Here is a 12,595-nt window from a genome sequence, read left to right on the forward strand (position 1 = left end):
GGGTTATCAAAGCGGGCTTCGCGGGCGCGGCCAGGCCGTCATCACAGAGTATCGAGGCGTAGTATTTACCGGTGGCTGAACGGCTCAGGGTCATGCTTTTCACCTCTCCGGTCATTTCACGGTGCAGGCAGGCTTCTATCGGCGATAACTTGGGTATTTTTATTGCCCCGCCCAGCACCTTCACCCCGACACAATGATAGCTGGACTGCCTGCCATGCTTGCGTTTGAATGTCGGGAAGCGCGCTTTCAGCTTCGGATTAAAAAAGTGGGAAAACGCCATATCGAGGTTAATCACCGCCTGCTGCAAGGCGATGGAATCATACGCTTTGAGCCAGGCATACCGGCGGGATTTTTTCGCCGTTGACAGTAAGGGCTTGAGGTCTTTACGCGGGCTGAGGTTCACCCCGTGGCGTTGATAAGCGTGCTTCTTAATGTGGAGCGCCTTGTTGTACGCGAAACGGACCGCACCGAACTGAGCATTGAGATAATCAGCCTGTTCGGGTGTCGGGTAAATGCGGACTTTGGTGGCTCTTAACATCATCAGCGCTCATCGGGATAGTTTATGTATTTTAACCGCTTTTTGGGGCCGTGTCCCCCTCGAGCTGCCAGTGAACGTGATGGTTAATAACCTGAAAGCCCTGCGGGCTTTTCGCCTGATATCACCGCCCGCATTGGGCGAGGGTTTACGGCGGATTTTGCTAAAAGAATAGCGCTTCTTAATAAGGAGAAACCCAGTAACCTCAGAAATCCAGATATACCTAATTGAGAATGTAGGACGCACAACCAAAGCAAGGAGTATGTAGCGATTTAACTCTGATCGAATACGGAGGTGTTTTGTGTGTCTGTATCGCATAATAAAAAATACTCAAAGAAATACGCAATATTTCAAACTACTGTTCTTGCCTCATCAAATGAGCAAAAACTTAATTCCAAAAAACCACAACCTCGGTTGTGATTTAAATGCAAACTAGTAATTAAAGGGTTGATTTAAGATGATGAAATGGTGCCGGATTATTTTTGCGATTATTTTGTTTTACTCTCTTTTCGTTGGGATGATGCAAGTATTGTCGATCAATTTTTATATTTTCCGTGATTACTTTGGATTATGGGAGATTCCAGCCAAAGTGGCTGCTGCCATAGCATCTCTTTACGTTTTTTGTCTACTTGTTAAGTTCTTGCCTCTTATTATTGTTATTTTTATATGTAGCTTAGTTATGGTTGTCAATGTATGGCATTGGTCATTATGGGTTTCGATCCTTATACTTATTTGGCCGGTTATTGTTGTTTTAGCTTATTGCGTACTCACCAAAAGCCTGAAATATAATACATCAGATTGATTTTTCTAAAAAAATAATCTGATGTAATATTCAATATTAATGAAAATCGGAAAGTTTAAATACGGTTCAGGAAACGTAAAAAACCATTAGATTCACGAAAACGGTTTAAAAAAATCATTAATTAAGTGAGTTTTTAACTAAAAAGCAAGAAAACCCTCGGAATGATAATCTCTTTACAGGTTTACCATCCTTTTAACAGGGTTCACTTTTTCTTTTTACTGCCTTTCCTGTTTTGGCGATCACAAGCTGTTTTTTTCGATGATTAACCCGCTAAGGATAAAAAAACATCCCCCCCATTAATGTCAGACTCTTAAAAGGTACATAGTGACTAAAAACCACCTATTCACTGCTATGTTTAATGCATTTATCGGAGATTATACCTCAGTTAATGTTACATTTACCTAGCCTGCTATAACCATCTGAAAACGTGAATATAGAGAGATTAAAACTTTTATTTAAGATTCTGATTTAACATAAGTATAATTTTTCAAAATGACAGTTAATTGTATTTAACCGCAGTCCATTAACCGTTAACAAAGGTTGAAAAGAAATCAGTAAAAAAATAATATCATAAGATAAAACTGATATTTAAATGCTACCTCTCAATTATTTTACGAAACCAACCATAAAAATAATACAATAAGAAAACAGTTAAAACAGTTAAAACAGTTAAAACAGTTAAAACAGTTAAAACAGTTAAAACAGTTAAAACAGTTAAAACAGTTAAAACAGTTAATTTTGCAGGATTTAGGCCCTGAAAAAAGGGATTATCCGCAAAAACATAAAAGGATATCTTTACATTATCAAATGATTTACTGATTGATTTATAAAGATAAAACAAAGGGTAGTGACTTATTAAAACCACTCAGAATTGCCGGTAAAACAGCATCAGTAAAGAATAAAAGCGAGTATGATCAATTTTAGCAAACGTAAAACAGGATATCTCAAATGTAAAATAAATCTCTTTTAAATATGGTTAAAAACTTTTTATTTAAAACCATGATCTAAGAAATTAAATGCCAGATTAGGTCTGGGTAATTCATCTATAAACCATGTCCAGAATATTGATGTATTCCACATTAAATACTCATAGAGATTATCTGATGGTGAAAAATGATTTAACATTTTACCAATTGATCTGCATAAAAATGAAAGATGACTTTCAGTTTCTATTAACCCTAAGTTAATACTCAAGGTATATTATTAAATGGGTAGGCTGGCATATTGATAGCATAGAACTGATTACCGCTGTCTGAATAATACGCCAAGACGCTTATCCAACTTAACGCAGATAAAACTGCCTGAAGAGATTATCCAATACAACCAAAAGGCAAGTTATGAAAGACATTGATCCCAAACTTTATCAACATACCCCTACCGTCAGCGTTCATGATAACCGTGGCCTGACCGTCCGTGACATAGGTTTTCATCGTACTGTTGCCGGTGGTAATACAGATATCCGTATTATCCGCCATCAGTATGATATGCGTGGACATTTGAACCAAAGTACTGATCCACGCCTGTACGCCATCATGCAGGACGACAACTCAGTAAAGCCCAATTTTGTCTGGCAATATGATTTGACCGGTAATCTCCTGCGAACAGAAAGCGCTGATGCAGGCGATACTGTCACCTTGAGTGATGTTGAAGGCCGTCCAGTACTGACGATAATGGCAACTGGAGTGATACAAACCCGGCAATATGAAAATCCTTCCCTACCTGGTCGACTACTGTCGGTTTCCGAACACGCACCAGCAGAAACTACCTCACTCGTGACGGAGCGCCTTGTTTGGTCGCGGGGTACACAAGCAGAAAAAGATAATAACCTCGCTGGACAGTGTGTGTATCACTATGACACCGCAGGGCTAGTCCAACTGAAAAACCTGTCGCTTATGGGAGCTGTTTTATCACAATCTCGTCAATTGCTAGCCGATAATCGAACAGTAGACTGGAAGGATGATAATGAAATTCCCGACCATAGCAGTCTAGATAGTCATATTTACACTACACACAGTACCTTTGATGCTACCGGAACTCTACTAACCCAAACCGATGCCAAAGAGAATATCCAACGTCTGACCTATGATGTTGCCGGGCAATTGAAAGACAGTTGGCTAACCGTGGCAGGCCAAAGTGAACAGGTGATTGTCAAATCCCTAACTTGGTCAGCCGCCGGACAAAAACTGCGTGAAGAACATGGTAACGGCGTTATCACCGAATACACTTATGAACCAGAAACCCAACGGCTGGTCGGCATCACCTGCCGTCGCCCGTCAGATGCCAGAATATTGCAGGATATACGCTATGAATATGATCCCGTGGGCAATGTCATTAATATCCGTAATGATGCAGAAGTCACTCGCTTCTGGCGCAATCAGAAAGTGGTACCGGAGAATATCTATACTTATGATTCCCTGTATCAACTCGTCAGTGCAACAGGACGCGAGATGGCTAATATCGGCCAACAGGACAACCAGATTCCCTCACCGATCATTCCTCTTCCGAAAGATAACAGCACATATACCAACTATACCCGCACTTATAGCTATGACCGCGGTGGTAATCTGATACAAATCCGCCACAGTTCACCGATCACTCAAAATAACTACACCACGGAGATAACGGTTTCAAATCGCAATAACCATGCGGTACTGCGTGCTCTGGCTGATGATCCAATGCAAGTAGATATGCGATTTGACACAGGTGGCCATCAAAATACATTGATACCCGGAGAGTATTTAAACTGGAATACCCGAGGAGAGTTACAACAAGTTACATTTGTGACACGAAGTAATAGTTTCAATCATGACCTAGAATGGTATCGCTATAGTAATGATGGAATGCGATTATTAAAAGTCAGTGAACAACAGACGGGTAAAAGCACTCAAATACAACGGGTAACTTATCTGCCAGGATTAGAGCTACACACAACTAATATTGCCAATAAAACAACTGAAGATTTACAAGTTATTACTGTAGGTAAAACGGGTCGAGCGCAAGTACGGGTATTGCATTGGCAAACCAAACCGCCAACAACAGCGATCAACAACAATCAGGTACGTTACAGCTACGATAATCTCATCGGATCCAACCAACTTGAACTAGATGATAAAGGACAAATTATCAGTCAGGAAGAGTATTATCCATTCGGCGGCACAGCTCTGTGGGCAGCTAGAAGTCAGATAGAAGCCAGCTATAAAACTATTCGGTATTCAGGCAGAGAACGAGATGCAACAGGATTGTATTACTATGGTTACCGATATTACCAACCGTGGGTAGGAAGATGGCTAAGCGCCGATCCAGCTGGAACAATAGATGGGCTAAATTTGTACCGGATGGTAAGAAATAATCCTATTACTTTATACGACAATGATGGTTTAGCTCCCCCACGGACCAGAAAGCGCCATCCCGATTCAGAAGGAGAATCAGAAAGTGAAGATAGCAGTATTGGCTATCGTGCACTGAGACCTGATGAGCAACCCTTTACACATGGGCTTCGTCCCCCAGAAGGCGCAAATCCAGAAATTTCTGCTTATGCTCACGTTAGAGCGGGAACAGGAGCAAAAGTTAAATCCAGTTGGATTTCCTATAGCCGCTCTTTAAAAGTTGCAGCAAGCTGGGCTGCTGCGGGTGGTAGCGGTAGAGTTGTCAAATTTCGAGTAGGAAAACATAACCGTTCCTTTGATCTCACTAATAAAGCTGATCAGATAAGAATGCTTCGGGAACAAGCGACTTCATCGCAAAGTGAAATAAACCTTAACCCTAATAAACACCCTGCGATTAACTTTGCTAAAGGTTCTCAAGAAGGGCTTGTTTACGGAAAAGTCGATCAGTCACAAATGATTGCTGAATATCAGTCTGAAAAAATTACCGAATCTGAATATCAAGTATTTAAGGGAAAGAGCACACCAGGTGACATGTGGAAATTAGTAAAATCCCGAACAACAGTTACGCAAAAAACTGACGCGGGAAAAGTTAAAACCACACCAGAACCCGTGCTGATAACGGAGACTTATAATGAGCATAGCTTTCTAAATCAAGCAAGAGAGAAATGGGATAAATTGCAATCAATAGCGTCCCCGTTATTGATGGAACATTTGGAATACGAAGAGTTGTCACCTTATAAAATGGATTATATTTCAAATCAAACTGAATATAGGAAATATCGTCAAGATGTTCTCAATAGTATTGCTAGATTTAATAGTAGACTACAGAACTAATTAATATCATTACTAAAAGTCCGCAGAATTTAGCGGACTTTTAGTGAGTCAATCTATTCAAACACACCACTGAACAATCAAATCACCCTTGAAAACTGACGCTGGCGAACCTGTTGGCGCAAATAAATATCAAAACACATACAGATATTACGAATCAATAACCGACCTCGTGGCGTTACCCAGATCTGTTTCTCATTCACTTCAACCAACCCATCTTCAACCAATGGCGTTAATAACCGCAAATCTTCCGCGAAATAACGGGTAAAACTCAGCCCATATTGTTGCTCAATATCGGCAAAATTTAGATGGAAATGACAAATTAGCGCTTTAATAACATCACGGCGAATACAATCATCTTGGGACAGAGTTAAACCACGCCATAAGGCATGCCCCTGTTTTTCTAATTCCGCATAATAGGTTTTTAACTCTTTTTGATTTTGGCAATAGCTATCGCCCAACATACTGATCGCGGAAACGCCCAAGCCTAGCAGGTCACACTCTTCCTGAGTGGTATAACCCTGAAAATTGCGGTGCAATTTCCCTTCCCGCTGAGCTATCGCCAGTTCGTCATCCGGGCGGGCAAAATGATCCATACCGATAAACTGATAGCCATTGTTTGTCAGCGTTGAGATTGTTTCTTGCAATATATCCAGCTTTTGCCCGGCACTCGGTAAATCATGTTCCTTAATTTTACGTTGAGCGGCAAATAAGTTCGGCAAATGAGCATAATTGAAAATACTCATTCTGTCCGGTGATAACGCTAATACTCGCTCCAGAGTGAAAGCAAAACTTTCTGGCGTCTGTTTCGGCAGGCCATAGATCAAGTCAATACTGGTGGAATGAAAACCCGTTTCACGGGCACGAGCTACCAAAGCAAAGATAAAGTTTTCGTCTTGTTCACGGTTAACCAGACGCTGTACTTCTTTATTGAAATCCTGCACGCCCATGCTCAGACGGTTAAAACCTTCGCCGCGCAGGTGATCAATCATATCCAGTTCAATTTCACGCGGATCAATTTCAATAGAAATTTCAGCATCAGGCAGAAAATCAAAATAGTGGCGCAATAATCCCGTCAATTTACTGATTTGGTCTTTATCAAGGTAAGTTGGTGTACCACCGCCCCAATGCATCTGACTCACTTTACGACCAGAAAACAACTTTGCCCGATCATTAATTTCCCGTTCAAGCCATTGCAAATATTCGTCCGCTTTATGCTTTTGACGGGTGACCAATTTATTACAACCGCAGAAATAACAGAGCTTATGGCAAAACGGGATATGGAGATAGAGAGACAGCGGTCGTTCAGGGTAACGGGTCGCAGCCTGAATAAATGCCGCGTTATCATACTGTTGATTGAATTCCAATGCCGTCGGATATGAAGTATAACGGGGACCGGAATAATTGTATTTTTGGATCAAAGGCAGATCCCAAACGATGGCTTGCTCAGACATGCTTATTCCTTCCGATGTTTTTGCCCATCAAAACGTAACGCTTTCATATGCTTAATATGTTGCGCCGTTGTGACGCCGCGCAGCCGGGTTTTACGCCGCGATAATCGCCATAGTTTACCCAATAACCATAGCAAATAACATACTATTAGTATGGTTATTAGGGTTAATCCGCCTTTGATCATGGGAGATTAAATTATTTACCTTTCAGCAGTTGCATAATGTCATCCTGCCGTTCTTCTTCACTCTCTTCCTCATCCAGTTGAATCCCCAACTCTTCCATCAGAGCGTCAATCCGATCTAGCGTGGTATCAACATAATCATGCTCTTCTTTAGATAAACTTTCGCCATTTTCCAGACGTTCTAGCAATGCATCCAAGCGATCGTCATTTTCCAACATGGCTAATTCTTGCTGTGGCGACAAACGTGGTTTTATCTCAACTTTATTAGCAACGACAGGTTTTGTCGGTTGTTCCCCCACAATCAGCGGAACAGGTACTTTACTGCCAAGACGTGGATCACGTTGCTGCTTACCTGACTGATGTTTATCACCGCTCTGCTCCTGATAGCGGTTACCCGGCTGATTGCCACGATGTTTTTTCTCACGCTTACGTGCACGCCCTTCCGCATTTAATTCTTCACGACTTTTTCTTTTCTGTTTACCAGCAGATGCTCTGGCTGGTGCTTTTTTCTTTAACGAGTTCATAGCCTGTTACTCAATTTGGTTTATCAGGGTATTGCTGCGCCGGAATCTAACAGAAACCGCACGTATAGAAAAGCGCCGCGAATAGCTCTTTATCTTTAAAAAAATATAGCCAAAATCTCTTATCATTCATGCATGGTTTAATCACCAACGAATATCCTATTAATCTTAACCTTCAATAAATGATCAATCGATATGCCTATTTTTGATACTTCTTGTTATAAATCCGTTTACTTGTGGGTAGTGAGTTATGCTTTGTTATGGATGATAGTGAGTTATTCATTCGATCCAACCGTGCCTTATGATGCCGTCGAAGCATTGAACTGGGGGAAAAACGGCGAATGGGGTTCACCTAAAAATCCGTGGTTAGTTGGTGTAATGATGCTGCCTGCTATCCATATAAGCGGTGTTTCATTGAGTTTTTACTGGTATTTCATTCACTTTATCGCTATCGCGATTGGCATGCTCGGTGTATGGCACCTGGCATTTCGGCTGACAGGGAAAAAAGAGCTGGCATGGCTCGCCATGTTGACATTAAACCTGTCCGGTATTATTAACTTCGATATCATCCCATATAACGATAATTATCTGTTAATTATGCTCTGGCCGTGGATTATGTTGTTCTTTTTGCGAGCCGTGTATGACAATCCACGTTGGTGGTTAGCATTTGCTCTCAGTTCCGGGCTGGCGACAATGGGAAAATATTCCACATTGGCATTGGTTGGTTCGGTTTTTCTGTTAACGCTATTTGTACCTAAAGTTCGCCAATGTTACCGCCAACCCGCGCTTTATACCGCCTTGGTTATCTGGTTTATGCTGGTACTGCCTAACTTCTGGTGGTTATGGAACAATGATTTTGCCGCCTTCAAATGGGTAGATTCACAAATAGATAGCGGATTTAATCTACATACCACCCGATCACTATTATCAGTATTTTACCCGTTGATTATCGTTGGCATGATTATTTATCAGCTTGGCGGCCGTATTAGCTGGCCGAAGGAGCAACCGAACCGGCTGGTAAACATTGTTATTCTGTTGCCATTACTGATTATCTACTGCTGGTTCTCATTCAATAAAGGGGGAAGAATGACAGAATGGCTGCATCCCTTTATGTCTGTTTCATCAGCGCTGTTGGTTGGTTCTATTACCCGTTTTCCACAGAAACCACTACGCAATACTCTGAGAGGGCTGATTGTCGTCGCAATATTGATTGCGATGGGATATGTGCTGATTATGGCAACCAATGTTCGCGGTGCGGGCCATAAGTTCGAAGGCATCAAAGACTTTTCCCGGCAACTGGAACAACGCTGGCATCAACTCTATCCAACTCCGCTCCATTATGTCGGAGGTGAATACTTACATCAGTGGCTGACTGTCTACGCCCCAAGTCAGCCAGAAACGATCCAACCTTGGACGTTAGAAGAACAGGCGCCGAATATCTACAACCGCCATGTTAAGGAAAGCGATATTGCACGTGACGGCGCTATTCTGGTAGGCGCAAAGGGAAAAACCTGCGAGCAAGAAGATTTTCACACTGTTTTGCAAGACTGGTCAAAATTAAGAATAAATAGTAAGGAAGAATTCCTTTTCCAGCCCGAACCTGAGACTAAGCCAACAATAGTCTGTGTAGGTTTTGTGTCACCGGAAAAATATCAGTAGTTTTCTCTGCAAGTTGAAAGCCTAATTTAATTAGGCTTTCAACCTTTCATGCGCTATTAGCCAACAGACCGACTCATTTATCATCATCCTGCGTGATGGCTTGTACATTCGTAGCAAAGGCCAGAAATGTGTCGTCATAAGAGATCATTTTGGCTGTCGGATAATGCTCACGTAGATGCTGCACGGTTGCCAGGTTGGGGACGCAATACTATTACACAGAAGTTAAAAGAACTCGAATTGGAGTAAGGAGATAACATCTCCATCTCTATCACCACTTTGTAGAATTTAATATATCAGATTCCCCATTGGCAGAATTAAATAACCGATCTCGATCACATTTCATACCATTCATTCAGACAATGAATGAATCCCACATTAAAATAGTTTTATAATGTTATTATTAAACTATCAAGATTATTTATGGGGAACCGTTTTCTTTATCACCGAATCCTGACAGGGCTTATCCTGCTGGCAATCTCCGAACTGGTCCATGCTGCAACACCGCTCAACCCCGCGGCTCAAGAAACGATCACGCAACAACAAAAAGCACTACTGCAACAAGCCCAACAGCAACGGGAAACGCTGCGCAACAGCATCACCTTACCGCCATCACCCGATGTGACACTGAGTACAGAAAAATCTATCTGCCACACCATTCACCGGATTGAATTTGATGGCGCAAAAAGCCTGCCTCGATCAGTCAAAGAGCACTTAACCCACCCTTATTTATCCCACTGCTTATCTTTGCAGGACATTAATGCATTGGTACGAAAAACCACTCATGCCTATATTGAACGGGGTTATGTCACTTCCCGGGCCGAACTCAGAGCACAGGATTTATCCTCCGGCGTTCTTATTATTACGGTCAATGAAGGCAAAGTTGAATCAGTCAGCCTAGACGGTGAAACACCTCTCTCGTTGAAAATGGCTTTTCCGAGCATAGTGGGTAAAACGCTTAACCTGCGAGATATTGAACAAGGCATGGAACGTTTAAACCGCCTGCCGTCTCAACAAGTGACCATTGATATTCAGCCGGGCAAACAACCGGGTTATTCCACGGTTATCTTAAAACGAACGTCGATTCGCTTACCCGTTAGTGCCAGTTTGGGGGCTGATAACAGTGGTCAAAGAAGTACCGGCACCGGACAAATCAATGCCAGTGTGAATCTGGATAATCCATTACATCTTGCTGACCAGTGGTCATTATCTGCCAGCCGCAACAGTGACTTCCGCAATAGCCATCAAAGCCGTAGCCTCTCCGCCAATGTGACGGTTCCTTATGGTTACTGGTTATTCAGTTATCAATATGCATGGAATGACTCTTTTCAGCATATCCCGGCATGTTCACAAACCTATCGCTACACAGGTGACAGCCAGACTCACCGGCTGGCAGTAAACCGGACGTTATATCGTGATGGCAAACAGAAACTGGCATTGGATATGGGGCTGACACGCCGTCGGACCACCAATTTACTGGCAGAAGAAACACTATCCATCAGCAGCCCGACACTGAGCACAATCAACTTTGGCATTAATTACAGCACCGTGCTGGCGGGGAGCTATATCACTTTTAACCCGACAGTGAGTCACGGTTTACCAGCATTTGGCGCCACCAAAGATGATCCACGTTTTCCAGATGCGCCACGTAGCCAATTTCGCAAGTTTAGTCTGAGCGCCAGCTATTTCATGCCGGTCACAGACTCCGTTTATTACCTCTCATCGATTTACGGCCAGACCACGCCAGACAACCTTTACGCCAGCGAACGTCTCTCTCTGGGCGGGCAATATTCCGTTCGGGGATTCAAAGAGCAATATCTCACCGGCAACCGCGGCGGATATTGGCGCAACGAGCTGAACTGGCGGGTATCAGAGCTTCCTATTCTGGGGGAACTCGCTTTAACCGGAGCGCTGGATACCGGCTGGCTACAGAAAAAAACCGGACAAATCGAGGGCGGCAATGTCACCGGGGCGGCTCTGGGCTTATCACTGACTCACCCGGGATTCAACCAGACCATCACTATTGGGAAACCCCTCATTCACCCTGATCACCTAAAACCGGATCACTGGGTCACTTATTGGTCAATATCACTCACTTTGTAACACTTAAATTAAGAAAAAGGGAAAATGCGATGAATAAACGCAACAACTCGGTGGCGAGAGTCACGAGTTATCTTTTAATTTACCTTACCGCAATTCAGCCGCTACACCCGGCGATTGCCGCGGGAATAACACCGGACAATAACCATACTCAGGTACAAAACCAAGGCAATATCCCGGTTGTCAATATTGCCACGCCGAATAATGCGGGAATATCCCACAACACCTATAAAGAGTTCAATGTCGCCACTCAAGGCGCCGTTCTCAATAACGCCACGCAAGCGGCTAAATCACAACTGGCGGGGCAACTTAACGCTAACCCTAATCTGCATGGCAAAGCGGCGGAACTGATTATCAATGAAGTGACCGGCAACGGACGATCTAACCTGCAAGGCCAGTTGGAGATTTTTGGCAATAAAGCCAATGTGATGATTGCTAACCCTAATGGCATTACTTGTGATGGCTGTGGTTTTATTAATACTTCAAGCGCAACACTGACCACGGGTAAACCCCAATTTGATAAACAAGGTGCACTTGAAGCCCTGAAAGTAACAAAAGGCCAAATCATCATTGGTAGCAAAGGGTTAGATGGCAAAGCGACGGATTATGTCGATATTATCAGCCGGGCAACGGAATTAAATGGAAAAATTCAGGCCAATAACCTGTCTCTAACACAAGGCGCTAACCGGATCAGCTTAAAAGATGGCACAGTTAAATCTGTCGCTGGAGAAGGGACTAAACCTCAATTAGCCGTTGACACCAAAGCGTTAGGCGGCATGTACGCCAATAAAATCCGACTGGTTGCCACCGAAGATGGCGTTGGCGTGAATTTAAAAGAGTTAACCAGTAACCAGCGTGATATTACCTTAAACGCCAATGGCAAAATTGAATTGGGAAATATTAACGCTAAAACGGACCTGAATATTGTTGGCAAAGAAACCCATATTGCGCCCAATATTAAAGTACAAGCGGGACGGGATATTATCCTGGAAAATACCACACTGGATAATAAAGGCAGCGTGACTGCGGCCCGGGATATGCGAATATTTGGCGACACTGTGCGTAATAGTGGTAATAAAGCCTTGTTGCAAGCCAACAATAATATGTGGATACAGAAAGATGCTCAGGGGA

7 protein-coding genes and 1 pseudogene are annotated in these 12,595 nt (G+C 42.9%); 4 read left to right on the forward strand and 4 right to left on the reverse strand.

The annotated features are described in order from the left end of the window. A partial coding sequence (locus tag Phpb_RS11000) for an RNA-guided endonuclease InsQ/TnpB family protein (RefSeq protein ID WP_165603286.1) occupies positions 1 to 538 on the reverse strand: 538 nt, incomplete at its 3' end. 2,136 nt (positions 539 to 2,674) lie between these two features. On the opposite strand from Phpb_RS11000, the gene Phpb_RS11010 reads away from it, so the two are divergent. Beyond that, the gene (locus Phpb_RS11010) at positions 2,675 to 5,557 is read left to right on the forward strand and encodes an RHS repeat protein (protein ID WP_065390379.1); all 2,883 of its coding nucleotides are present in this window, start codon (positions 2,675 to 2,677) and stop codon (positions 5,555 to 5,557) included. A 77-nt stretch (positions 5,558 to 5,634) separates the two neighbouring features. Here Phpb_RS11010 and hemN read toward each other — a convergent pair whose 3' ends face one another. Then, the gene (gene hemN, locus Phpb_RS11015) at positions 5,635 to 7,008 is read right to left on the reverse strand and encodes an oxygen-independent coproporphyrinogen III oxidase (RefSeq protein ID WP_065390380.1); all 1,374 of its coding nucleotides are present in this window, start codon (positions 7,006 to 7,008) and stop codon (positions 5,635 to 5,637) included. A gap of 193 nt (positions 7,009 to 7,201) precedes the next feature. Next, complete coding sequence (yihI, locus tag Phpb_RS11025) at positions 7,202 to 7,711, reverse strand: Der GTPase-activating protein YihI (RefSeq protein ID WP_065390382.1); 510 nt, start codon at positions 7,709 to 7,711, stop codon at positions 7,202 to 7,204. A 192-nt stretch (positions 7,712 to 7,903) separates the two neighbouring features. On the opposite strand from yihI, the gene Phpb_RS11030 reads away from it, so the two are divergent. Further along, the gene (locus tag Phpb_RS11030) at positions 7,904 to 9,367 is read left to right on the forward strand and encodes an ArnT family glycosyltransferase (protein WP_065390383.1); all 1,464 of its coding nucleotides are present in this window, start codon (positions 7,904 to 7,906) and stop codon (positions 9,365 to 9,367) included. Between the two features lie 76 nt (positions 9,368 to 9,443). Here Phpb_RS11030 and Phpb_RS24900 read toward each other — a convergent pair. Further along, positions 9,444 to 9,554, reverse strand: a pseudogene (locus Phpb_RS24900) (amino acid ABC transporter substrate-binding protein); the annotation flags it as partial. 233 nt (positions 9,555 to 9,787) lie between these two features. Between Phpb_RS24900 and Phpb_RS11035 the strand changes: the two are divergent. Together Phpb_RS11035 and Phpb_RS11040 are read left to right on the forward strand one after the other, a co-directional pair. Further along, complete coding sequence (locus Phpb_RS11035; RefSeq protein WP_065390384.1) at positions 9,788 to 11,467, forward strand: ShlB/FhaC/HecB family hemolysin secretion/activation protein; 1,680 nt, start codon at positions 9,788 to 9,790, stop codon at positions 11,465 to 11,467. Between the two features lie 29 nt (positions 11,468 to 11,496). After that, positions 11,497 to 12,595: filamentous hemagglutinin N-terminal domain-containing protein (locus Phpb_RS11040; protein ID WP_122983179.1), on the forward strand; the 1,099-nt coding region annotated here is incomplete at its 3' end.

The organism is Photorhabdus namnaonensis (assembly GCF_001684335.1).
GTDB lineage: Bacteria > Pseudomonadota > Gammaproteobacteria > Enterobacterales > Enterobacteriaceae > Photorhabdus > Photorhabdus namnaonensis.